Origin of the sequence: Stenotrophomonas sp. 1337 (assembly GCF_031455455.1) — a bacterium.
Taxonomy (GTDB): domain Bacteria; phylum Pseudomonadota; class Gammaproteobacteria; order Xanthomonadales; family Xanthomonadaceae; genus Stenotrophomonas; species Stenotrophomonas indicatrix.
Window position 1 is genome coordinate 121,382 of record NZ_JAVDSR010000011.1, and the last position, 23,136, is coordinate 144,517.

The 23,136-nt window shown below is 66.6% G+C and carries 24 protein-coding genes; 12 read left to right on the forward strand and 12 right to left on the reverse strand.

Features of this window, described 5'->3' with window-relative positions; all coding sequences use genetic code 11:
- Positions 1–8 precede the first annotated feature (8 nt).
- The 5 genes from yegS to J2X70_RS15710 all read right to left on the reverse strand — a co-directional run bounded on the left by yegS (position 9) and on the right by J2X70_RS15710 (position 3,408).
- Positions 9–941: a lipid kinase YegS gene (gene yegS / locus J2X70_RS15690; protein WP_059065388.1), complete on the reverse strand. Its 933-nt coding sequence runs from the start codon at positions 939–941 to the stop codon at positions 9–11.
- A gap of 254 nt (positions 942–1,195) precedes the next feature.
- Positions 1,196–1,783, reverse strand: a complete 588-nt coding sequence (locus J2X70_RS15695) for a hypothetical protein (RefSeq protein ID WP_309911139.1) — start codon at positions 1,781–1,783, stop codon at positions 1,196–1,198.
- A 26-nt stretch (positions 1,784–1,809) separates the two neighbouring features.
- On the reverse strand, positions 1,810–2,289 hold the full coding sequence (locus tag J2X70_RS15700) for a GNAT family N-acetyltransferase (protein ID WP_309911141.1): 480 nt from the start codon (positions 2,287–2,289) through the stop codon (positions 1,810–1,812).
- A 57-nt stretch (positions 2,290–2,346) separates the two neighbouring features.
- Positions 2,347–3,021 carry a ribulose-phosphate 3-epimerase gene (gene rpe, locus J2X70_RS15705; protein WP_025874606.1) on the reverse strand — a complete coding sequence of 225 codons (675 nt, stop codon included), beginning with the start codon at positions 3,019–3,021 and terminating at the stop codon, positions 2,347–2,349.
- Between the two features lie 57 nt (positions 3,022–3,078).
- The gene (locus J2X70_RS15710) at positions 3,079–3,408 is read right to left on the reverse strand and encodes a DnaJ domain-containing protein (RefSeq protein WP_025874605.1); all 330 of its coding nucleotides are present in this window, start codon (positions 3,406–3,408) and stop codon (positions 3,079–3,081) included.
- Positions 3,409–3,552: 144 nt separating this feature from the next.
- Here J2X70_RS15710 and J2X70_RS15715 point away from each other — a divergent pair, with 144 nt between their 5' ends.
- The 8 genes from J2X70_RS15715 to J2X70_RS15750 all read left to right on the forward strand — a co-directional run bounded on the left by J2X70_RS15715 (position 3,553) and on the right by J2X70_RS15750 (position 11,832).
- The gene (locus J2X70_RS15715) at positions 3,553–4,479 is read left to right on the forward strand and encodes a phosphoribosylaminoimidazolesuccinocarboxamide synthase (RefSeq protein WP_080149676.1); all 927 of its coding nucleotides are present in this window, start codon (positions 3,553–3,555) and stop codon (positions 4,477–4,479) included.
- 630 nt (positions 4,480–5,109) lie between these two features.
- Complete coding sequence (locus J2X70_RS15720) at positions 5,110–5,595, forward strand: Mpo1-like protein (RefSeq protein WP_025874603.1); 486 nt, start codon at positions 5,110–5,112, stop codon at positions 5,593–5,595.
- Positions 5,596–5,927: 332 nt separating this feature from the next.
- A complete protein-coding gene (locus J2X70_RS15725; protein WP_032976643.1) occupies positions 5,928–8,756 on the forward strand; it encodes a monovalent cation/H+ antiporter subunit A in 2,829 nt (942 codons plus the stop codon).
- The gene (locus J2X70_RS15730; RefSeq protein ID WP_025874601.1) at positions 8,756–9,133 is read left to right on the forward strand and encodes a Na+/H+ antiporter subunit C; all 378 of its coding nucleotides are present in this window, start codon (positions 8,756–8,758) and stop codon (positions 9,131–9,133) included. Before J2X70_RS15725 ends, J2X70_RS15730 begins: the two co-directional genes overlap by 1 nt.
- Positions 9,130–10,665, forward strand: a complete 1,536-nt coding sequence (locus tag J2X70_RS15735) for a monovalent cation/H+ antiporter subunit D (RefSeq protein ID WP_025874600.1) — start codon at positions 9,130–9,132, stop codon at positions 10,663–10,665. Before J2X70_RS15730 ends, J2X70_RS15735 begins: the two co-directional genes overlap by 4 nt.
- The gene (locus tag J2X70_RS15740; RefSeq protein ID WP_025874599.1) at positions 10,662–11,168 is read left to right on the forward strand and encodes a Na+/H+ antiporter subunit E; all 507 of its coding nucleotides are present in this window, start codon (positions 10,662–10,664) and stop codon (positions 11,166–11,168) included. The genes J2X70_RS15735 and J2X70_RS15740 overlap by 4 nt, the downstream gene beginning before the upstream one ends.
- Positions 11,165–11,449 (forward strand): K+/H+ antiporter subunit F, encoded by a 285-nt coding sequence (locus J2X70_RS15745; protein WP_025874598.1) that lies wholly within the window; start codon positions 11,165–11,167, stop codon positions 11,447–11,449. Before J2X70_RS15740 ends, J2X70_RS15745 begins: the two co-directional genes overlap by 4 nt.
- On the forward strand, positions 11,446–11,832 hold the full coding sequence (locus J2X70_RS15750; protein ID WP_025874597.1) for a Na+/H+ antiporter subunit G: 387 nt from the start codon (positions 11,446–11,448) through the stop codon (positions 11,830–11,832). Before J2X70_RS15745 ends, J2X70_RS15750 begins: the two co-directional genes overlap by 4 nt.
- Positions 11,833–11,940: 108 nt before the next feature.
- Here J2X70_RS15750 and J2X70_RS15755 read toward each other — a convergent pair whose 3' ends face one another.
- Both J2X70_RS15755 and J2X70_RS15760 read right to left on the reverse strand, forming a co-directional pair.
- Positions 11,941–12,900: a sodium:calcium antiporter gene (locus tag J2X70_RS15755; RefSeq protein ID WP_025874596.1), complete on the reverse strand. Its 960-nt coding sequence runs from the start codon at positions 12,898–12,900 to the stop codon at positions 11,941–11,943.
- A 73-nt stretch (positions 12,901–12,973) separates the two neighbouring features.
- Complete coding sequence (locus tag J2X70_RS15760; RefSeq protein WP_025874595.1) at positions 12,974–13,618, reverse strand: hypothetical protein; 645 nt, start codon at positions 13,616–13,618, stop codon at positions 12,974–12,976.
- A 124-nt stretch (positions 13,619–13,742) separates the two neighbouring features.
- On the opposite strand from J2X70_RS15760, the gene J2X70_RS15765 reads away from it, so the two are divergent.
- Positions 13,743–14,276: a hypothetical protein gene (locus tag J2X70_RS15765; RefSeq protein ID WP_025874594.1), complete on the forward strand. Its 534-nt coding sequence runs from the start codon at positions 13,743–13,745 to the stop codon at positions 14,274–14,276.
- A 329-nt stretch (positions 14,277–14,605) separates the two neighbouring features.
- Here the strand turns inward: J2X70_RS15765 and hmgA are convergent, their stop codons facing one another.
- Together hmgA and hppD are read right to left on the reverse strand one after the other, a co-directional pair.
- A complete protein-coding gene (gene hmgA / locus J2X70_RS15770; RefSeq protein ID WP_032976636.1) occupies positions 14,606–15,904 on the reverse strand; it encodes a homogentisate 1,2-dioxygenase in 1,299 nt (432 codons plus the stop codon).
- A gap of 78 nt (positions 15,905–15,982) precedes the next feature.
- Entirely contained in the window at positions 15,983–17,095 is a 1,113-nt protein-coding gene (gene hppD / locus J2X70_RS15775) for a 4-hydroxyphenylpyruvate dioxygenase (protein ID WP_170919610.1), read from the reverse strand.
- 129 nt (positions 17,096–17,224) lie between these two features.
- Between hppD and J2X70_RS15780 the strand changes: the two genes are divergently transcribed.
- From J2X70_RS15780 to J2X70_RS15790, 3 genes are all read left to right on the forward strand, one after another.
- Complete coding sequence (locus J2X70_RS15780) at positions 17,225–17,719, forward strand: MarR family winged helix-turn-helix transcriptional regulator (protein ID WP_049467584.1); 495 nt, start codon at positions 17,225–17,227, stop codon at positions 17,717–17,719.
- Positions 17,720–18,258: 539 nt separating this feature from the next.
- Entirely contained in the window at positions 18,259–18,486 is a 228-nt protein-coding gene (locus tag J2X70_RS15785; protein WP_033832409.1) for a hypothetical protein, read from the forward strand.
- A 19-nt stretch (positions 18,487–18,505) separates the two neighbouring features.
- Entirely contained in the window at positions 18,506–19,567 is a 1,062-nt protein-coding gene (locus tag J2X70_RS15790; RefSeq protein ID WP_099785660.1) for a PDDEXK nuclease domain-containing protein, read from the forward strand.
- 54 nt (positions 19,568–19,621) lie between these two features.
- Here J2X70_RS15790 and J2X70_RS15795 read toward each other — a convergent pair whose 3' ends face one another.
- From J2X70_RS15795 to J2X70_RS15805, 3 genes are all read right to left on the reverse strand, one after another.
- Positions 19,622–20,761 carry a hypothetical protein gene (locus J2X70_RS15795; protein WP_309911149.1) on the reverse strand — a complete coding sequence of 380 codons (1,140 nt, stop codon included), beginning with the start codon at positions 20,759–20,761 and terminating at the stop codon, positions 19,622–19,624.
- A gap of 131 nt (positions 20,762–20,892) precedes the next feature.
- Positions 20,893–21,495: a thioredoxin family protein gene (locus J2X70_RS15800; RefSeq protein ID WP_025874588.1), complete on the reverse strand. Its 603-nt coding sequence runs from the start codon at positions 21,493–21,495 to the stop codon at positions 20,893–20,895.
- 16 nt (positions 21,496–21,511) lie between these two features.
- On the reverse strand, positions 21,512–23,011 hold the full coding sequence (locus J2X70_RS15805) for an oligopeptide:H+ symporter (protein ID WP_033832413.1): 1,500 nt from the start codon (positions 23,009–23,011) through the stop codon (positions 21,512–21,514).
- Between the last annotated feature and the right edge of the window lie 125 nt (positions 23,012–23,136).

Consider the following 23,136-nt stretch of genomic DNA (forward strand, 5'->3'; position numbering starts at 1 on the left):
TTCCTGTCTCAGCTGCCGGAAAGCAGCACGCAGTCATCCGGCAGATGCATCCGCACCCTGCCCGCCACGCAGTCAATGCGGAAGCGGCGTGCCTGCACCGGTTCGCCATCCAGGTTCAGCGTCAACGGCTGCGGTGCGTCGATCTGCAGCCACGGCAGCTGCGCGCGCGTGGCGACACGTTCCAGCGCCGCCTCCTTGCCGCCGGTCAGCATCTGTCCAAGGGTGGCTGCGACTTCACCCTCCAGTTCCGGCACCACGGTGACGTCCAGCAGGCCGTCATCGATCAGTGCCTGGGGGCACAGCTGCTGGCCGCCACCGGCCTGACGGCCGTTGCCGATACCCAGCGCGATGAACCCACCTTCCCACTGGAAGTCCGGCCCGCTCAGGCGTGCGGTGATGGGTTCGATGCGGCCGAGCTTGGCGATACCGGTGATGACATAGGCCAGTCCGCCGAGCATCTTCTTCAAGCCGGCATCGGTTTCCACCGTGACCTGGGTACCGAAGCCTCCGCTGGCGAGGTTTGCGCACCACCATGGCTTGCCGTCGGCATCGACGCGCAGCAGGTCCATGGGGCGTGGGTGGCCGCTGGCAACCAGTGCGAAGGCCTCCTGCGGCTCCACCGGAATGCCGGCAGCGGTGGCGAAATCGTTGGCGGTGCCCATCGGCACCAGCGCCAGCGAAGGCAGCGCCTCAGCCGGCTCGTCGCGATGGGCCAGCGTCTCGGCCACCGCGCTGAGCGTGCCGTCGCCGCCGGCCGCCACGATCACGTCCACGCCGTGGTCGATGGCCTCGGCGACATAGCGCTCGGCATCACCGTCTTCCCAGGTCACCCGCACTTCCAGCTGCACGCCGCGTTCGCGCCAGTGGCCCACGGCCTCGCGCAGGTCATCGTTGCCTGCGGACTTGCCGTTGAGGATCAGGCGCCAGCGGGGGGTGCTCATGCGGTGCTTCCAGGGAAGGGCGGCACAGGCTAGCAACCGCGCGTTCGGGGCCAGTGAAAGGCGGCGGCCACCGTTCAGGTCAGGGCGCTGGGCTCGCCCGCGCGGCATGTCATGCAGGTGTCATCGGCCACCGGGAGAATGGAAGGCCATAGCAGGGACGACGGATGGAGGCAGGATCAGCCTCCCACGCATGCAGCAAGGCCACGCCAGCGTTTGGCGTGGCTTTTTTTTGCTGCGCGGCGCTGCATATCGGCTTACAGGTAAGCCTCGATGGGACTGTGCAGGAGGCAGCTGTCGAAGGCATCGATGCTGCACAACATCGCTTCATCAATTGCGTACTCCTGCAACAGAAGGTTGAGCGCCGGAATTCCGGTCACGAACCTGCGTTCCACCCTGGTCTGCGCGTCCTGCATGGCGTAGTCGTAGTCGAAGCCATAGGCGGTCTCGGTGAAGCGTGCGGCATGGGTGATCATGCGCAGCTCGTAGGTGTCTTGTTCGCCAGAGATGACATGGGCGAAACAGCGCAACCCGGTGTCCGCCGAAGCCAGCTCCGCTGCCAGTGCCCATCCCTTTTCAAGCGCCGCGAATGGCCGCGGCGGCGGCGATGGGTGGCGGCGACGCCAAAGCATCATGGCGCGTTCCACGTCATGGCCAGCGGCCTGCAGCTCGATGGCGGCCTCGGCGACCCCCAACCCTGTGCGGTGCCCGTAATCGGCCACGAGCTGATCAACCACCAAGGCGTGCGCCTGTGACAGGTCACCGCCGGCAGCCTCCAGCGCCTGCCTGCAGACAGCAATCGAGGCCGGCAGCCGCTGGCGGAGTGCGGCAATGGCGTATTTCATCGGCACACCAGTCACCAGGACACGGCCTACCCGGCGAATGCCTTCAGCGCCTCACCTTCCAACCGGTACACCGTCCACTCGTCCTGCGGTCTGGCGCCGGCTGCGGTGTAGAACTCGATGGCCGGCGTGTTCCAGTCCAGCACTGACCATTCGAAGCGACCACAACCTTCAGCTACCGCCTGGCGGGCGATGTACTTCAGCAGCGCTTTGCCCGCGCCGGAGCCGCGTTTTCCCGGGCTCACGTACAGGTCTTCCAGGTAGATGCCCTTGCGCCCCAGCCAAGTGGAATAGTTGTAGAAATACACCGCGTAGCCGATGGCTTCACCGTTGGCCTCGCAGACCAGCGCGCGGGCGGTGGCGTCGGCGCCGAACAGGCTTTCGGCGATGCCGATCTCGTCGGTCTGCACCGACTGCTCGGCCTTCTCGTAGATCGCCAGTTCGCGGATGAACCGAAGGATCAGGCCGGCGTCGGCGACGGTGGCCGGGCGGATGTTCAACAGTGCCATGGGCGAAGAGGGAACGGAGGGAATTGAACGAGCTTAATCCCCTCCGTCCCCTTTTTGTCAGCGCGCTGCAGCGACGTTGGCACGCATCTGCGCGATCACGTCCTGGTAGCTGGTCTTGGCGTTGAAGATGGCCGAGCCGGCGACGAACGTGTCGGCGCCAGCGGCGGCGATCTCGCCGATGTTGTCGGCCTTCACGCCACCATCGATCTCCAGGCGGATGTCACGGCCGCTGGCATCGATCTTCTGGCGCACCACGCGCAGCTTGTCCAAGGCCGACGGAATGAAGGCCTGGCCGCCGAAGCCCGGGTTGACCGACATCAGCAGCACCAGGTCGAGGTCGTCCAGCACCCAGTCGAGGATGTCCACCGGGGTGGCCGGGTTGAGCACGATGCCCGGCTTGCAGCCCAGCGAGCGGATCAGCTGGATGGTGCGGTGCACGTGGCGGCTGGCCTCCGGGTGGAAGCTGATGTAGGTGGCACCGGCCTCGGCGAAGTCCGGGATGATGCGGTCGACCGGCTCGACCATCAGGTGCACGTCGATCGGCGCGGTGACGCCGTGCTTGCGCAGCGCCTGGCAGACCATCGGGCCGATGGTCAGGTTGGGCACGTAGTGGTTGTCCATCACATCGAAATGGACCCAGTCCGCACCTGCGGCCAGGACGTTGTCGACTTCCTCGCCCAGGCGGGCGAAGTTGGCCGAGAGGATGGAAGGAGCGATGAGGCAGTTGGACATGGCCGGGGCCTTCGGAACGGGGAAAGGGGTCTCCCGCCCGCAGGCGGGGCAATGGGGTCAGCGCTTGCGCAGGGTCTTGATGCGGTCGTAGGCGGCGTTGATGCGCCGCGACTTCTGCTCGGCCTGCTGCTGCAGCTCGGGGGCGGCGCCGCCCAGCTTGTCGGGGTGGTACTGGGAGATCAGCTTGCGGTAGGCGCGCTCGACCTCGGCATCCGTGGCCTCGGAGGTCAGCCCCAGCTCGCGGTACGGGTTCTCCTTGTTCAGGCGGAACCAGTCGCTGTCGAAGGCATGCCCCAGCAACAGGCCGACCACCGCGCCGAACAGCGGATTGGGCCGGAACAGCAGGGCGCCGGCGATGAATCCGAGCAGTTTTCCGTACCAGCGCATGGCGCTCCGGGGTCGGCCGACGAAATGGACGCTCATTTTACGTCACAGCGGGCCCGGACCGCTTTACACTAGGCCGCCCGCTGACCAGTTGCGGGCCCGCCGGGTCCCCTGGGCAGCCGTCTCGACGAAGCCCCAGGAGTGCCCGTGCCAACCACGCTGTTGCAATCCGATCTCCCCGGCCTGCCCTTGCGCCACCGCGGCAAGGTGCGTGATGTGTTCGATATCCCGCGCGAGCGACTGCCGGCCGGTACCCCACCGGGGGACTACCTCTTGATGGTCGCCACCGATCGCCTGTCGGCGTTCGATGTGGTCCTGCCCGACCCGATCCCGGGCAAGGGCGAGATGCTCTGCCAGGTGTCCAACTTCTGGTTCGCCAAGACCGCGCACCTGATGCCCAACCACCTGACCGGCATTGATGTGGCCAGCGTGCTGCCCGATGGCGTGGACGCGGCCCTGTACGCCAAGCGCGCGGTGGTCACCCGCAAGCTGAAGCCGGTACCGGTGGAAGCTATCGCCCGTGGCTACCTGATCGGCAGCGGCTGGAAGGACTACCAGCGCACCGGCAAGGTCAGCGGCATCGAGCTGCCCGACGGCCTGCGCCAGGCCGAGCAGCTGCCCGAGCCGATCTTCACCCCCTCGACCAAGGCCGCCGTTGGCGACCATGACGAGAACATCGACTTCGACGCGATGGTGAAGACGGTCGGTGCGGAAATGGCCGAGCGGGTGCGCGACGCGACGCTGCGCATCTACAAGTTCGCGGCCGATTACGCACGCGAGCACGGCATCATCCTGGCCGACACCAAGTTCGAGTTCGGTACCGACGCCGACGGTCGCCTGTACATCATGGACGAGATGCTGACGCCGGATTCCTCGCGCTATTGGCCTGCCGACGAGTACGAAGTGGGCACCAGCCCGCCGAGCTACGACAAGCAGTTCGTGCGTGACTACCTGGAGACGCTGGACTGGGGCAAGACCGCCCCGGGCCCGAGCATCCCGGCGGAGATCATCGAGCGCACCCGCGCCAAGTACGCCGAGGCGCTGCAGCGCCTGGCCGGGATCAGCGTCGACTGATTCCCCTGCGCCCCCGGCCCGCGTGGCGGGGGCGTTCTGAGTGCGGTAGTGCCGGCCGCTGGCCGGCAACCCCGGCGAACCTGCAGCCAGGCATGGCCTGGCTCTACTGCCGGTTGGTAGTGCCGGCCGCTGGCCGGCAACCTCGGCGAACCTGCAGCCAGGCGTGGCCTGGCTCTACTGGAGGTTGGCAGTGCCGGTCGCTGGCTGGCAACCCCGCGAACCTGCAGCCAGGCACGGCCTGGCTCTACTGGCGGTTGGCAGTGCCGGTCGCTGGCCGGCAACCCCGCGAACCTGCAGCCAGGCATGGCCTGGCTCTACTGGCGGTTGGTAGTGCCGGCCGCTGGCCGGCAACCCCGGCGAAACTGCAGCCAGGCATGGCCTGGCTCTACTGACGGTTGGTAGTGCCGGCCGCTGGCCGGCAACCCCGCGAACCTGCCGCCAGGCATGGCCTGGCTCTACTGGCGGTTGGTAATGCAGGCCGCTGGGCGGCAACCTCGGCGAACCTGCAGCCAGGCATGGCCTGGCTCTACTGACGGTTGGTAGTGCCGGCCGCTGGCCGGCAACCCCGCGAACATCCAGCCAGGCATGGCCTGGCTCTACTGCCAGCCCCGGCCGGGGTATGCTGGCCACATGCAGACCAGCACCCAGCTTGCGCGTCCGATCGACCGCTATTTCGCCAGCTACTCCGACGACCACCGCAATGTGGTCAACCAGCGCATCCACGTGGTGGCGGTGCCGGCGATCCTGTGGTCGGTGGTGGCCCTGCTGTGGTGCGTGCCGCCGCTGATCACCTGGTTCCAGTACGGCATCTGGTCGGCGTTCGCGATGTTCAGCGCGTGGTGCTTCTACAACAAGCTGTCGCGTCCGCTGGGCATCGGCATGCTCATCCAGTTCTTCGTGTTCGGCTGCCTGTGCCGACTGCTGGAAGCGGAAATCGGCCTGCACAACCTGCGCTCGCTGGCCATCGGCGTATTCGTCGTCGCCTGGATCGCGCAGTTCATCGGCCACAAGTTCGAAGGCCGCAAGCCCAGCTTCCTGACCGACCTGACCTACCTGCTGATCGGCCCGGCGTGGGTGATGGCCAAGGCCTATCGCAAGCTCGACTGGCGCTACTGACCAGCGTCGCCGCGTCGACGCCTTCGTTTCCTGAACGGGCAGATCCCGTCACCGACACTGCACGGCGCGCCTGCCAGCCTGCCGCGGTGACCTCCTCACCTTGCCCCGCCCAGCGGTGGCGGTCCCTGTGCGACAGGGGCTGCGCTGTCCCTGCGTGGGCGTAGGGTGGACCTGCCCACCGGGTCCTGATGGGTCATCCGCGCGGCATGCTGCATCGCAGAAAAAATGAATCAGCGCACGTTACATGCAATTGATCGCTGTTCAATGGGTTTCGGCGACATTTGGCAGCCTGTTATGCTCCCTGACCTGCTCGTGAATCATGGATTCCCTGCATGCTCCCCAGCCTGCCCCTGCTGCTGGCCCTGCCGTTCCTCATGGCAGTGGCTGTCGCAGCCTTCCCCCGTAGTTCGCGCTCGACTGCTGCCTGGCTGGCGGCGCTGGCGCCGTTGGGCGGGCTGGCGATCCTCGCCTGGCTGACCCCATCGGTGCTTGATGGCCAGGTGGTGCGCACGATGGTGCCGTGGCTGCCGCAGATCGGCCTGGACTTCACCCTGCGCCTGGATGGCCTGGCCTGGATGTTCGCGGGGCTGGTGCTGGGCATCGGCGCGCTGGTGGTGCTGTATGCGCGCTATTACCTCAGCAGCCAGGACAACGCGCACCGCTTCTATACCTACCTGTTGCTGTTCATGGGCGCCATGCTGGGCATGGTGCTGTCGGGCAACCTGTTGCTGCTGATGGTCTTCTGGGAAATGACCAGCATCAGCTCGTTCCTGCTGATCGGTTTCTGGTCGCACCGCCAGGACGCGCGCGAGGGCGCGCGGATGGCGCTGGTGATCACCGGCGGCGGCGGCTTGGCGCTGCTGGCCGGCGTGCTGCTGATCGGCCGCATCGTCGGCAGCTTCGACCTGGACGTGGTGCTGGCCGCCGGCGAGCAGATCCGCGCCAGCGCGCTGTACCCCTACGCCCTGTTCCTGGTGCTGGCGGGCATCTTCACCAAGAGCGCGCAGTTCCCGTTCCACTTCTGGCTGCCGCATGCGATGGCCGCGCCCACCCCGGTGTCGGCCTACCTGCACTCGGCCACCATGGTGAAGGCCGGTGTGTTTCTGCTGGCGCGCCTGCATCCGGCATTGGCCGGCAGCGATCTGTTCTTCTACACGGTCAGCGGCATCGGTGCGATCACCCTGCTGATCGGTGCCTGGAACGCGATCTTCCAGCATGACCTGAAGGGCCTGCTGGCCTATTCGACGATCTCGCACCTGGGCCTGATCACCCTGCTGTTCGGCCTGTCCACGCCGATGGCGGTGGTCGCCGGCGTGTTCCACATCATCAACCACGCCACCTTCAAGGCCTCGCTGTTCATGGCCGCCGGCATCATCGACCACGAGACCGGCACCCGTGACATGCGCAAGCTGGGTGGCCTGCGCAGGCTGATGCCGTTCACCAGTGCGCTGGCGATCATCGCCTCGCTGGCGATGGCCGGCATCCCGCTGCTCAACGGCTTCCTGTCCAAGGAAATGCTGTTCGCCGAAGCGCTCTCGGCGGGCGGCACCGACACCATGCGCACGGCGGTGTCGATCGCCGCACTGCTGGCCGGTGTGTTCGGCGTGGCCTACAGCCTGCGCTTCGTGCACGACACGTTCTTCGGCAAGGGCCCGCATGGCCTGGACCGCGTGCCGCATGAGCCGCCGCGCTGGATGAAGGTGCCGGTGGAGATCCTGGTGGTGATCTGCGTGGCGGTGGGTATCGCCCCGGCCGTGACCGTGGCCCCGGTATTGCACGCGGCAGCCGCCTCGATCCTCGGCAGCGCGATGCCCGAGTACAACCTGTCGATCTGGCATGGCTTCAACCTGCCGCTGGCGATGAGCGCCGCTGGCGTGGTCGGTGGCGTGGCCCTCTACTTCGGCCTGCGCAAGCTGATCGATCTGCACGCGGTAACCAACACCACGCCGGGACGCAACGTCTTCCACCACCAGCTGGACCTGCTGTCGGCCGGTGCGCAGCGGTTGACCGCCGGCATCGCCAACGGCAGCCTGCAGCGCATGCTGCTGGGCCTGGTGCTGGTGGCGATCGTGGTCGCCGCCGCGCCCTACATCGCCAACCCGGCCTCGCCGGAATGGACCAGACCGCAGCCGATACCGCTGCTGGGCTGGGCATTGTGGCTGGTGATGATGTCCTGCGCGGTGGCGACCCTGCGCATGTACAAGCAGCGCCTGCTGGCCGTGCTGCTGGTCGGCGGCGTCGGCCTGATGGTGGCGCTGACCTTCGTGTTCCTGTCCGCACCGGACCTGGCGCTGACCCAGCTGCTGGTGGAAATGGTGACCCTGGTGCTGATGCTGCTGGGCATGAACTACCTGCCGGCACAGTCCGGCCCGGAGCGGCCGCGCTGGCGCAAGCGCCGTGATGCGCTGATCGCGATCGTGGCCGGTGCCGGCCTGGGCGCGCTGGCCTACAGCGCGATGACCCTGCCGCCGAACACCATGGCCGGCGAGCTGCTTGCCCGCGCCCTGCCCGAGGCGTACGGCCAGAACGTGGTCAACGTGATCCTGGTCGACTTCCGCGGCTTCGATACCTTCGGCGAGATCACCGTGTTCGGCATTGCCGCACTGGTCGTGCATGCGCTGCTGCGTCGCACGCGGATGGCGCCGGAGCAGATCATGCCCGGTCCGCCGATCAAGCTGCCGGTGCCGGCCGATCTGGCCCAGATCATGTTCCCGCTGACCCTGACGGTCTCCATCTTCCTGTTCCTGCGCGGCCACAACGCGCCGGGCGGCGGCTTCATCGCCGGCCTGGTGCTGGCAGTGCCGCTGCTGATCCAGTACGTGATCCAGGGCACCGCCTCGGTGGAGTCACGCTTCGGCTTCGACTACATCCGCTGCATCGGTACCGGCCTGCTGATCGCCATCCTCAGTGGCGCCGCGTCGATGCTGTTCGGCGTGCCGTTCCTGACCAGCGGCCACCTGGACCTGCACCTGCCGTTGATCGGCGATGTACCGCTGGCCAGCGCGATTGGTTTTGATATCGGCGTGTACCTGGTGGTGTTCGGTGGCGCGATGCTGATGCTGTCGATGATGGCCACCGTCAAACCCTCGCGGACGCGCACCGCGCGCAAGGGCGAGATCGACCTGCAACGCCGCTCGGCACGAACGGGGGAGATGCACTGATGGAACTGGCCCTGGCCTCTGCGATCGGCGTGCTGACCGCCATCGGCATCTACCTGCTGCTGCGCGCGCGCAGCTTCGATGTGATCCTCGGCATGACCTTCCTGTCCTACGCCACCAACCTGCTGATCTTCGCCGGCGGCCGCGTGGTGCAGGGCAAGGCGCCGGTGCTGCAGGAAGGCGTGGAGAGCCACCTGGGCAACTACACCGATCCGCTGCCACAGGCGCTGGTGCTGACCGCCATCGTCATTGCCTTTGCGATGACCGCCGTCAGCATCGTGCTGGCCATGCGCAGCCGCAGCGACAACCACAGTGACCACGTGGACGCGCACGAGCCGGACGACGATGCACCGCCGCGCCGGGGCGAGGACCGCGCATGAATCATCTGGTGATCCTGCCGATCCTGGTACCGCTGCTCGGCGCTGCGCTGTCGCTGTTCGTCGAACACCGCCGCTATGGGCCGAAGGTGCAACGCGCCGTGGCGTGGACCGCGCTGGGCGCGCTGGCGGTGGTGGTCGGCCTGTTGTTCGCCGACACCGCTGGCGGCGACATCCGCGTGTACCTGCTGGGTGACTGGCCGTCGCGCCTGGGCATCGCACTGGTGGCCGACCGGCTGTCGGCGTGGATGCTGCTGACCACCCTGCTGCTGGCCATCCCCTGCCTGCTGCATGCGTGTTCGGGTTGGGACCGGCGCGCGCCGCACTTCCATGCGCTGTTCCAGTTCCAGCTGGTCGGCCTCAACGGCGCCTTCCTGACCGGCGACATCTTCAACCTGTTCGTGTTCTTCGAGGTGATGCTGATCGCCTCTTACGGCCTGCTGCTCAGTGGCGGCCGTGGCCTGCGCATGCGCATCGGCCTGCACTACGTGGTGTTCAACGTCACCGCCTCGACCCTGTTCCTGATCGCACTGGGCCTGCTGTACGCCTCGCTGGGTTCATTGAACATGGCCGAGCTGTCGCAGCGCATCGCCGAAGTGCCGCCTGCGCAGCTGACCCTGGTGAAGGCGACCATGGGCCTGTTGCTGCTGGTGTTCTGTGCCAAGGCCGCGCTGATGCCGCTGTACCTGTGGTTGCCCGAATCGTATGCGCGTGCGCCGGCGGCGGTGGCGGCGCTGTTCGCGATCATGACCAAGGTGGGCCTGTATGCCGTGCTGCGCATCCAGATGCTGTGGTTCGGCGAGGATGCGGGGGCGATGGCCGGCTACGGCCGCGACTGGCTGCTGTGGGCCGGCGTAGCGACGCTGGTGCTGGGTGGCCTGGGCGCGTTGGCCGCCGCGCGCCTGCGAGTGCTGATTTCGTATCTGGTCATCGTCTCGGCGGCCACGTTGTTCATCGCCTTCTCGGTGGGCACGCCTGAGGTGCTGTCGGCCGGTCTGTACTACCTGCCGCACAGCAGCTTCGTCGCCGCCGCACTGTTCCTGGTCGCCGACCTGATCCGACGCCGCCGTGGCGGCGCCAGCGACCGCAAGGAAGTGATCGCACCGATGCCCGGCAAGGAGACCCCGGCCGTGCTGTTCCTGATTGCGGCGGTGTCGGTGGCCGGCCTGCCGCCGCTGTCCGGCTTCCTGGCCAAGGCCGCGCTGTTGGCCGGCATGCCGGCGCAGTACACCGGCGCGGTGTGGACCGCAGTGCTGGTCAGCAGCCTGCTGGTCATCATGGGCCTGACCCGCGGCGGCATCCGCCTGTTCTGGCGCGTGCCGCTGCCCGATCCCGATGCACCGCCACCGCGCAAGGCACCACTGCGCCGTGTGGAGCTGTTTGCGGCCTGCATCCTGCTGGCGTACGGCATCGGCATGACCTTGTTCGCTGCCCCGCTGATGCAGCACACCGACGCCATCGCCACCCAGCTGCTGCAGCCGGGCGACTACGTGCAGCAGCTGCGCGCGACCACGCCGGAGATCCGCCAGCCATGACCGCCAAGCGTTCCCCGATCCGCCGCCTGCTGCCCTCGCCCGCGCTGAGCGTGATGGTGGTGGTGTTCTGGCTGTTGATGTCCGACAGCTTCACGCTCGGCCAGTTCCTGCTGGGCCTGCTGCTGGGCGTGGTCATTCCGCTGTTCGCCGCGCGCCTGGACCGCGAGTTCGCCCGCATCGGCACCCTGCGGCCGCTGCCGAAGCTGCTGTTCGTGACCCTGTGGGACATCCTGATGTCCAACATCCGCGTGGCCATCCAGGTGCTGGGCCCGGAAAAGAACATCCACCCTGGTTTCATCTGGCTGCCGCTGGACATCGCCAACATCCACGGCATCGCCGCGCTGACCAGCATGATCACCCTGACCCCCGGCACGGTGTCGGCCGCCCTCAGCGACGACCGCAAATTCCTGCTGGTGCACGTGCTGCACCTGGAAGACCCGCAGGAGCTGATCGACACGATCAAGCGCCGTTATGAAGCCCCGTTGATGGAGATCTTCCCATGACTGGATTCCAGATCATCCAGACCACCCTGGTGGTGTGCATGCACGTGGTCGGCCTGGCCATGCTGCTGGCCACCTGGCGCCTGCTGCGCGGGCCGACCGTGCCCGACCGCATCCTTGCACTGGATACGCTGTCGGTGACCGCCATCGCCGAGTTGATGCTGTTCGGCATGTACCTCAATTCGGCGATCTACTTCGAGGCGGCACTGATCATCGCCATGCTCGGCTTCGGCAGCACCGTGGTGCTGAGCAAGTTCGTGTTGCGCCGGGACATCGTCGAATGATCACCTTCATCCAGATCGCGCTGTCGATCCTGCTGCTGTTCGGCTGCTTCTTCATCCTGGTCGGCGCACTGGGCCTGGTGAAGCTGTCCACCTTCTTCAAGCGCCTGCACGCACCGACCAAGGCCAGCACGCTGGGCGTGGGCTGCGTGCTGGTGTGCTCGGTGTGCTACCACATCTTCCTGGGCCAGGACCCGCAGCCGCGCGAGCTGCTGATCACCGTGTTCCTGTTCATCACCGCACCGATCAGCGCGCACCTGATGGCCAAGGCCGCACTGTCGCTGCTGATGGAAACGCGCCCCAGCCTGCCGGGCAACGAGCGTGCCGAAGACGAGCAGCTGCCCCCGCCGGAACCGGAGCGGGAAGAGGAAACCACCGCGCGTTGACGGTGGGTGCCGACCGTTGGTCGGCACGACCCCGGATAACCGCCAGTAGAGCCAGGCCATGCCTGGCTGCGAGTTCGCCGAGGTTGCCGGCCAGCGGCCGGCACTACCTCAGACCGGTGTGACCAGCGCGATTTCCAGCCCCAGCCAGGCCACGAACGCGCCCAGCAGCACCGCACCTTCGATGCGGCTGATGCGCAGGTCGCCGCGCAGCATCGGGTACAGCACCAGTGCGAAGGCCAGCACCGCCGGCAGTTCCAGGCGCACGAACGAGGCCGGCAACGCCAGCGGCTGCAGCAGCCCCATCGCACCGATCACCAGCATCAGGTTGACCACGCTGGAGCCGAGCACGTGGCCCAGCACCATGTCGCCGTGACCACGGCGTGCTGCCGCGACCGCGGCCGCCACCTCCGGCAACGCAGTGCCGATCGCCACCGGCAGCAGACCCACCAGCAGCGGCGTCCAGCCCAGCGCGGCGCCGAAATCAGCGGCGGCACCGACCACCAGGCGCGCGCCCCAATACAACGCCAGTGCGGCAACCAGCAGGCGCAGCACGTTCAACGGCAGGCTGGTGCGGCTCAGGGCCGACTCGGCAATGATCGCCTGTACCTCGGCGCTCTCATGGCGCCCGCGACGCAGCAGCAGCAACTGCACCACCACGAACCCGGCCACCAGCACGCCGGCCTCCCAGCGCAGCAGGCGGCCATCGAGTCCGAACACGATCAGCAGCAGGCCCGCGGCCAGCAGCCCCCACCACAGCACGGCCTGCAGGCGCGCGCGCAGCAGCAACGGCGAGACCATCGCGGCCACCGCCAGGGTCAGGCCGAGGTTGACCACGCTGCTGCCGACGGCATTGCCCAAGGCCAGCTCCGGCTGGCCCACCACCAGCGCGCGGGCGTTGACCGCCAGCTCCGGCAGCGAGGTGGTGATACCCAGCAACAGCAGGCCTGCGGTGAATGCACTGGCGCCGAAACGCTGCGCCAGGCCGGACACGGCTTTGACGATGGAGTCCCCACCCAGGGCCAGCAACAGCAGGCCGAGCAGGAACCAGGCAATGGCAATAGCGATCATCGGGCGCTCCCCAGCGGTCGTGGCGCGATTCTACGCTCGGCCCACCCGCGGCGGGTGAGCCGAGGATGGCCGATCAGCCGCAGCCTTCGGCGTAGTCCACCTGCGGGGTCCTGCCGACCCGCCAGGCGCCGACCTTGCCGTCAGCGCCGAGGGCGAAATCGATGATCGCCGCTCCGTCCTGCGCCGGGCGCACGCGCAGGTGCTGGGCCTTGTCGTCGTACTTGTCAGGACCGACGTCGGCGCGCTCGGGATAGAGCACCTGCAGCTCGCCCAGGGTCATGCCGACCCGGCCGCCACCGGGAGCGACGATGGACGGGCTGCGTACATCGTAGCGGACCAGCTTGCGCGCCTCGAACATCAGGCGCGGGTCTTCGGCCCCCTGCGGGCGCAGGAAGTAGCAGCCTTCATTGGCATCGTCGGCAGGCAGCGGCTTGCCCGTGGCGTCGGTACCCAGACCCTGCAAGGGGGTGCCGAAGCCACTGCGCACCTCGGCGATGCCTGCGCCCAGCGTGGCGCCGCCGAAGCCATCCAGGCGTGCCGGGCTGTCGCTGCGCGGATCCACCGGCGAAGCGGTGGCCAGATCGGCGTCGGCGGGAACGGAGGCATCCTTCGCCGGTGCGGTGGCCGCGGGCGGCGCTGCCGGTGCGGCGGTGTCGGGACTACGGTTGCAGGCGGCCAACGACAACAGCAGCAGGCCGGCCATCGGGAGATGCTTCATCGGTGCGGATCCTTGGCACAGGGTGGGTGCACGCTACCGCAGCCGGCGTGCAGGCGCTGCATTGTCATCCCGGTTTCATCGCCCTCATTCAGGCTGGGCGAGCACCGACTTGGCTGTCCTCCCCATGCAACCGCGCAAGACCGACCTCGCCCGAACCGCGCTGCAGGCCCACCGCGCACCGCTGGACATGCGCCAGCGACGCCTGCTGATCCTGTGTGATGGCCAGCGCAGCATCGCCGAGCTGACCGCACTGCTTGGGCAGGACGCGGCAGCGATGGTGATCCAGCTGATCCAGGGCGGCTACCTGGTGACCGCTGCGGACGCACCCGCCTCCACGCCACCTGCGCCGGTTGCGATGGCGGCTCCGCTGGCGCCGTCAGTCACTGCCGCTTCTGCGCCGGTCGAGCGCCGCCGCTCGTTGGTCGCCGCGCGCATCTATGTGCTGGGAATCCTGGAGATGCAGCGGCATCCCAACGCAGCGGCGCTGTTCCGCGACCTGCAGCAGGCGCGTGCCGAAGGCGAGGTGCTGCGGGTGATGCAATCGGCGCTGCAGGTACTGCCGGCGCTGACCTCGGAAGGGTACTGCCAGCGCGTGCGGCAGCGGCTGATGGAGGCGCTGCCGGTGGAGCATTGCAGTGCGTTCGCGGCCATTGCCTGAACCGGCGAACAGCATCCACGCATGGCGTGGATCTACTACATCACGTGCCCGGATGGATCCACGTCACGCGTGCACGCGATATCGCGCTTTCCGGTAGATCCACGCCATGCGTGGATGCGGTATCGCGCTTTCCGGTAGATCCACGCCATGCCTGGATGCGGTATCGCGCTTTCCGGTAGATCCACGCCATGCGTGGATACGGGATCGCGCTTCCCGGTAGATCCACGCCATGCGTGGATACGGTATCGCGCTTTCCGGTAGATCCACGCCATGCGTGGATACGGTATCGTGATTCCCGGTAGATCCACGCCATGCGTGGATGCAGACGATCAACGGAAATTGTTGCGCAGGCCGTTCCAGCACTGCTGGTAATCGCCCTGCCGGTGGCTTGCTGCCAGCGCCTGCGCGGTCGGGCGGATCACCCCACGGGTCTCGAACATGAAGGCCATGGTGTCCTTGATCACATCCGGCTTGGACAGGTCCGCATTGGAGGCTTTGTCGAAGGTCGGGGCATCCGGACCGTGGCCGCTCATGCAGTTGTGCAGCGACGCACCGCCCGGCACGAAGCCTTCGGCCTTGGCGTCGTAGGCACCATGCACCAGGCCCATGAACTCGCTGGCGATATTGCGGTGGAACCACGGCGGGCGGAACGTGTTCTGCGCCACCAGCCAGCGCGGCGGGAAGATCGCAAAGTCCATGTTGCTGGTGCCCGGGGTGTCGCTGGGCGAGTGCAGCACCAGGAAGATCGACGGATCCGGGTGGTCGTGGCTGATCGAGCCGATGGTGTTGAAGCGGCGCAGATCATAGCGGTACGGCGCGTAGTTGCCGTGCCAGGCGACCACGTCCAGCGGCGAATGATTGATCGGCGCACGCCACAGGCGGCCGTCGAACTTGGCAATCAGTTCGAAATCGCCGTCGACGTCTTCGAACGCGGCATGCGGAGTCTCGAAATCGCGCGGATTGGCCAGGCCGTTGGAACCGATCGGGCCCAGGTCGGGCAGCTTCAGCAGTGCGCCGAAGTTCTCGCAGATGTAGCCGCGGCTCGGGCCATCCGGCAGCTCGACGCGGAAGCGCACGCCGCGCGGAATCACCGCGATCTGCTGCGGTTCGATCTCGATCACGCCCAGCTCGGTCAGCAGGCGCAGGCTGCCCAGCTGCGGCACGATCAGCAGTTCGCCGTCGGCGTCGTAGAAGTAGCGGCCGACCATGTCACGGTTGGCCGCGTACAGATGGATGCCGACACCGGCATGCGCGTCGGGCGAGCCGTTGCCGCCCATCGTGTACAGGCCTTCGACGAAATCGGTGGGCAGTTCCGGAAGCGGCAGCGGGCTCCAGCGCAGCTGGTTAGGCGAAGCCGGCTGCGCACTGAAATCGCACTGCAGCTGCGATTGCGCAAAGGGAGTGAACTCACCGTGGGTAACCGCCGGACGGATCCGGTACAGCCAGCTGCGGCGATTGCTGCCGCGCGGTGCGGTGAATGCGGTACCGGTCAGCTGCTCGGCATACAGGCCATGGGCCACCTTCTGCGGCGAGTTCTGGCCGACGGGCAGCGCACCGGGCACGGCCTCGCTGGCGAACTCGTTGCCGAAACCGGACTGGTAGCCGCGGGCGGTGATGGAGGGAGACATGGGGGTTCCTGGAAGCCTGGGGAAAGCCGCCGGGCATGGCCCGGCGCTACCGGTGGAGAAGGTGCCGTTGTGGAAACCTTACAGCACGCCGCGGCGGATCTGGTCGCGTTCGATGCTCTCGAACAGCGCGGTGAAGTTGCCTTCGCCGAAGCCTTCGTTGCCCTTGCGCTGGATGATCTCGAAGAAGATCGGGCCGATGCAGTTCTGGGTGAAGATCTGCAGCAGCTTGCGCTGGTGGGTTTCCGGGTCGGCGTCGATCAGGATCTTGTTCTTCGCCAGGCGGGCGACGTCCTCACCGTGGTTGGGCACGCGCTGGTCGATCACATCGAAGTAGGTCTCCGGCGTGTCGAGGAAGTCCACGCCCTGCGCGCGCATGGCTTCGACCGTTTCGTAGATGTTCTCGGTGAAGCAGGCGATGTGCTGGATGCCCTCGCCCTTGTACGCGTCCAGGTACTCGTTGATCTGGCTCTTCGGGTCGGACGATTCGTTCAGCGGAATGCGCACGATGCCATCCGGCGCGGTCATCGCCTTGGACACCAGGCCGGTCTTCAGGCCCTTGATGTCGAAGTAGCGGATCTCGCGGAAGTTGAACAGGCGCTCGTAATAGTCCGACCACTGCTGCATGTTGCCGAAGTACAGGTTGTGGGTCAGGTGGTCGATGAAGGTCAGGCCGAAGCCCTTCGGGCGCAGCTCGGCGCCGGCGATCAGCTCGTAGTCGCCATCGAAGATGCTGCCGGCATCGCCGTAGCGGTCCACCAGGTACAGCATGCAGTCACCGATGCCCTTGATGACCGGGGCGTTGACCGCCTTGCTCTCCGGCTTGAAGGCGATGGCTTCGGCGCCATTGCCCAGCGCGGTCTGGTAGACCTCCGCGCCCGGCTTCTTGAAGCGGATGGCGAAGCCGCAGGCGCACGGGCCGTGCTTTTCAGCGAAGTCGGCGGCGAACGAATCGGGGTCTTCATTGACCAGGAAGTTGACGTCGCCCTGGCGATAGACGGTAATCGGACGCTGCTTGTGCTTGAGCACCGCGCTGAAGCCCATCTTGCGGAAGTACTCGTGCAGCTCGGCACCACGGCCGGCCGGTGCGGCGAATTCGACGAACTCGAAGCCGTCGATGCCCATCGGGTTTTCGAAGGTGGTGACCTGCATGCCGGGGTTGGGATGCGAGGCGGACGGGACTGCGGTATTCATGGCGTGGCTCCGAATCGGTGCCGCATCGGCACAAACCAGGTGCGGGCGGGGTTGGACCCGGCGAGAATGCAGGGTACGGACCCAACACTTATAGTTACACTTGAAACCACCAGCAAGGTGCACCGCAACATGAGCCCCGCCGATCCCGTTTCCACCCGCCTGCGTGCCTCCCACGTCCTGCTCGACCTGGAACAGTTCCTGCCGTACCGGCTGAGCGTGCTGTCCAACCGGGTCAGCGGCAACATCGCCAAGCTGTACGGCGACCGCTATGGCCTGGCCATTCCGGAGTGGCGGGTGATCACCATCCTGGCGCTGTACCCCGGGTCGTCGGCCAGCGAGGTCTCCGACCGCACGGCGATGGACAAGGTCGCGGTCAGCCGCGCGGTGGCCCGCCTGCTGGAGCGCGGTTTCATCAAGCGTGAGACGCATGGCGATGACCGCCGCCGTTCGGTGTTGGCGCTGTCGGCGGCGGGGTTCGAGGTATACGAAACGATCGCGCCGATGGTGATCGAGATCACCCGCAAGCTGATGTCGGTGCTGAGCGAGGAAGAGGAGCAGGTGCTGGAGAAGCTGATCCTGCGCCTGGCCGGCGATGGCCTGGAGCGGATGGGCGAAGGGGTCTGATCCCTTCGGGGCGGCGCCCTCGCCGCCCTTGGTAGGTGTCGACCTTGGTCGACACTTGGATCCACGCCACGCGTGGATGATGTCGCGGGCTGCGCTGTGAGGGATCCGGCGCAGGCCATTGATGACGTGCAACGCGCGGTGTTCATGGCCCGCCGACGAACGGTCTTTCGGCCGGGTTCGACTCAACGTGTCGCGTTTACCACCTGATGTTTCGGCATCGGGCCGGTAGAGTCATGACCGACGGAGCGGCTGTATCGACATTCGCGTATCGAGTGGCATTGCCTATTGGACGGCGGGCTGCACAGGCCTGAGGGTGGGAACGCAGCGGCGCTCCGCTGCCGGGGTTGAAAGCCCGTCACTCAAACGCGTAACGACGCTGCACCCATGGTGCCCATCTTACGGTGGGCGCCATTCTGCAGCCGGGTCTGCCCTATGGCGGGCGGTGCGTGGGGCCTGGTGCCCACCGTTTTCGCGTTTGAGCGGTCTTTCAACCACGCACCGCCTGCCGCCTTCCCGGCGGCCCGCTACGGAGCTTCGCCATGACACGCCCCCATCACCCCACCACCGGGCCCATCGACCGCGATGCCGACCTGCAGCGCATCGATGAGGCCTTGGCCACATTGGAAACCGTCACCGAGGCCTGGCTTGAGCATCATCGCCTGAAGGCCTGCCAGCCAGGCCTGCTGCTGTCGTTGAACCGGCTGCTTGACCTGACCAGTCTCGCCAAGGGCTATGCCAGTGCGTTGCGGGTGATTGCCGAGCCCTGACCCTGATGGAAAGCACCTCATGGATGACACACCGCGCCCCACCCTGCCGCATACCAACGACCTGCTGGCTGATATCCGGACACTGATATCCACGGCCCGCGCCGGAATGGTCAGGACCGTCAATGCCGAACTGACGCTGCTTTACTGGCGTATAGGACGTCGCATCCATGTCGATCAGATGGGTGGACATCGGGCACGCTATGGGGAGGTCCTGTTCAAGCGCATCGCAAGAACGCTGTCTACCGAGTTCGGCGGCTCGTTCGGTGAAAAGAGCCTGCGCAGGATGGTGCAGTTCTCCATCGCATTTGCCGACGAGCAGATTGTCGTATCACTGCTACGACAATTGAGCTGGACCCATTTCATCGCGCTGATTCCGCTGTCTGATCCACTCAAACGCGACTTCTACGCCCAGATGGCCAGCACGGAGGGCTGGAGTGTCCGCATGTTGCGCCAGCGCATCGATTCGATGCTGTACGAACGCACAGCACTCTCCAGCCAGCCCGAACAGACAATCGCCAATGAGCTGTCGGCGTTGCGCAGGAACCAGCAGCTCTCCCCGGGCCTGGTCCTGCGCGACCCGTACGTACTGGATTTTCTCGGGTTGAAGGACTGCTGGGACGAACAGGAACTGGAAGGCGCCATCCTGCGTGAAATGCAGGGGTTCCTGCTTGAACTCGGGGCAGGCTTCAGTTTCGTCGCCCGCCAGAAACGCATCCAGATCGACGACGATGACTTCCATCTCGACCTGTTGTTCTACAACCGCCGCCTGCGCAGGCTGGTGGCCGTCGAATTGAAGATCGGTGACTTCAAGCCAGCGTACAAGGGCCAGATGGAGCTCTATCTGCGTTGGCTGGATCGTTATGAACGAGAGGAAGGGGAAGAGGCGCCGCTGGGCATCATCCTTTGCACAGGCAAGAAGGCAGGCCAGATCGAGTTGCTGGAGCTGGACCGCTCAGGCATCCATGTGGCGGAGTACCTGACCTCCCTTCCCTCCCGGGAAGTCCTCAAGCAACGACTGCAGGCCGCCACCGAGCGTGCCCGGCAACGCATGGAACTCACTGCTGAAGACATCGATCCCTAGCCTCCACTCAGCAAGGATCGACAGATCCACGCCATGCGTGGATGACCCACTCGATCAGCTCAGATGCTTGCGCCGCGCATGGATCCACGGCACGGCAAGCGCGCCGATGGCGCCACCGGCAAAGCCCAGCGAGGCAGCAACAGTGGCCGCTTCAACCGCCCCGGGCAACGCCAGTGCGGCAGTGACCAGCAGCAGCGACGGCAGGCCGACGAAGGTGCCCAGGAAGAACGGCCAGCGCGGTGACCAGGTGTTGAGCTGCAGCAGGCTGACCGGCTGCCACGCTTCGGACGAGGCATCTTCGGCGATCTTCGCCACCACTCTGCCCAGATCCACCTCCGGCAGCAGCTTGCCTGGACGCGCGGCGGCAATCGCCTCGGCCACGGCCTCGACGGGCGGGAAGCTGCCCGGCCACGCCACCGGTGCGGGCACGCCATAGGCGGTCAGCAGCGGCACGCTCAGCCATGGCGCCACCAGCGGGCGCAGCCTGCGCCGCCCATGCACACACCAGATCTGCGGCTGGCCGTGTGCGGTCACGCTGTACAACGCCAGCTCGCTCGGCGGCGGGTAGCCCAGCATGGTCACCCGGGCCGCCAGGCTGTCCTGCTCCATCGCACGCAGGAAGCCGGGACGGCTACGCCCTTCCTGCATCCAGGCCAGGCCAAGCGCGCCGACCAGATAGGCCTCGGCGACATCCTTGCTGCCCGCGTTGGCGCGGTCATCACTGGCCAGGTACCAGGCCAGTGACTTCGGTTCGGGCACATCGACCAGGCCCCAGCGGCTGTCGTCGCCCAGTACATGGCGCACCGGAAGGCGGGCCGGTGCGGTTTCACCACGCTCAGCGGGCTGCAGGAACGGCAGCACGCCCTGCACGAAACTGGACAGGTCGATCGCACGCACGCCGTTGCCGTGCCATTCCGGCGGCAGCAGGCCGGCCAGCTGTCCTTCGGCGGCGAGTCGATCCAGCCGCGCCTTCTGTTCCACCAGCTTCTGCACCGCGCCTTTCAGCACCACGTTGTCGGGCAGGGCGATCTGCGGCAGCCGATGCCGCGGCGGTGCCAACTCCAGCGTGTCTTCGCCGGTGCCGGCGTCATCCAGCAGGGCTTCCTGCGCAGGCAGGCTCACGCCATCGGGTGCCTCTCCTTCGGCCAACGGGCTGGCAGGTTCGGGCAGGCGTTCGGCGTGGTCGCTGTGCATGGGCGCTCCGGTCGCGCCGGGTGGCGCAGTGAGGTCCTTGCCATTAACGGCCGAAGGGTAATGATCTGTAGATCCACGCCACGCGTGGATGGCCGGGCAGCGCACCGTGGGCCGCCGGGCACTGTCCAGCGCTACCGGTCAGGCGCCCACTGCTTGAGGAACGCCATCACGCGTGCGGTCTGCACGGCATTGCCCTTGCGCATTGCTTCGCTGGGCTGCGGCGCCAGCAGGGTGCCGTCGGCATCGATCACCAGCAGGTGCGGGTGCTCGCCTTCGAGCGGCGGGAACTGGCCGAGGAACGCCGCGTTCGGGTTCTCGGCGCTGTCGTTGACCTTCACCCACACGTAGTGGGCATCACGGAAGCGGCGCAGATCGCCATTGCCTTCCACGGCTTCATCCAGCGCATGGCAGGGCTCGCACGCGGCGTTGCCCACTTCCAGGATGATGCGCTTGTTGCCGCGCTGGGCCTCGACCTTGGCCGTTTCCAGGTCGGCAACGGGATTGCGGGCGGGGTCGAACTGCGCGCCAAGCCCGGCAATGGCGGCGATGTCGGCCGCCGCCGGGGTGTTGCCCGAGGCCACCGGTTCGCTGGGGTCAGCGACCGGTGGCTCGGTGGGGCGGGTGTCGAGGGGCTGCGTGGGCTCGGGGGCCGCGGGAGGTTGAGGCTGCGAACAGGCGCCGATCAGCGCCGCACACACCACTGCCACCACTGCACCACCGAACGATGTACGCATGCCCACTACCCTCTCATTACTTCACGCCATGCATCAGCTTGTTGATCAGCGGCGCGACCAGGAACAGGACCACACCCGAACCGATCAAGGCCCAGAAGCCGAAGGTATACCCCTTCAGGGCCGATTCGACCGTCATGCCGCCTTCACCGCTGACCGCACCGGCGAAGATGCCCGACAGGTTGTTGCCGATGCCGGTGGACAGGAACCAGCCGCCCATGCCGAAACCGACCAGGCGCACCGGAGCCAGCTTGGTCACCATCGACAGGCCGATCGGCGACAGGCACAGCTCACCGACCGACTGGATGACGTAGACCATGAACAGGGTCCAGAACGGGATCTTGCCGTCCACGACCATGGTCGACAGGGCGAACATCAGCAGGGCGAAGGCCGCGCCGTTGAACAGCAGGCCGAGGCCGAACTTGCGCGGGATGGACGGATTGGCGCGGCCCAGGGCCACCCAGATCCAGGCGATGATCGGCGCCAGGGTGATGATCGCCACCGAGTTGACCGACTGGAACCACGCGGTCGGGAAGGTCCAATCACCCAGCTGGCGGTTGACGATGTTCTCGGCCAGGAAGGTGAAGGAGCTGCCGGCCTGTTCGAAGAACATCCAGAACATGACGTTGAAGGCGAAGATGATCAGCATGGCGATCACGCGGTCGCGCTGCACCTTGCCCTCGCGGATGCCTTCCACCAGCAGCAGCACGGCCAGCGCGGCAAACATCACGCCGAGGATCCAGGCCAGCGCGGTGGCGCCGGTGGCGAGCAGGAAGTAGGCCACCGGAATGGCGAACAGCGAACCGACCAGCACCATGACGATGCGGCCGAAGCCTTCGGCACCGGCCGGCGGTGCGCCGATGCCCTTCAGGCCGGCACGACCGATGTAGAACCACACCAGCGAGATCAGCATGCCCACGCCGGAAGCGATGAACACGACCTTGTAGGACGGCATTTCCGAGGTGCCGAAGACCTTGCGGGCCAGGTACTCGGTCAGCACCGGAGCGATCATCGCGCCGATGTTGATGCCCATGTAGAAGATGGTGAAGCCCGAGTCGCGGCGTTCGTCCTTCAGGCCGTACAGCTTGCCGACCATGGTCGAGATGTTGGGCTTGAACAGACCGTTGCCGACGATGATCGTGGCCAGGCCGAGCTTGAAGATGTGCTCCTGCGGCAGCGAGATCATGAACAGCCCGACGGCCATGATGATCGCGCCGGTCAGGATCGATCGCTGGTACCCCAGCACGCGGTCGGCCACGTAACCGCCGAAGATGGCTGCGGCGTACACCAGCGCCAGGTAGGCGCCGTAGATGCGGCTGGCGTCGCCTTCACCGGCGGCATTGCCGTTGTAGAACTGGGCAACGATGTACAGCACCAACGCCCAGCGGATGCCGTAGAACGCAAAGCGCTCCCAGAACTCGGTCATGAACAGCATCCACAACGGGCGCGGGTGGCCCATCGTGGTGTTGAAGTCCGGCAGCGCCGGCTCTGGGGTGTTCGCAGTGGCGTTTACGCTCATGCGGAATTCCTGGTTCGGTGGATGGAGGCACGTCCGATGTGCGGTGAAGCAACGCGCGAGGATCACCGACTTCTGGCGTTCACGTCAAATACACGCCGTTTGAGGCAGGTCGCAGCCTGCTCGCT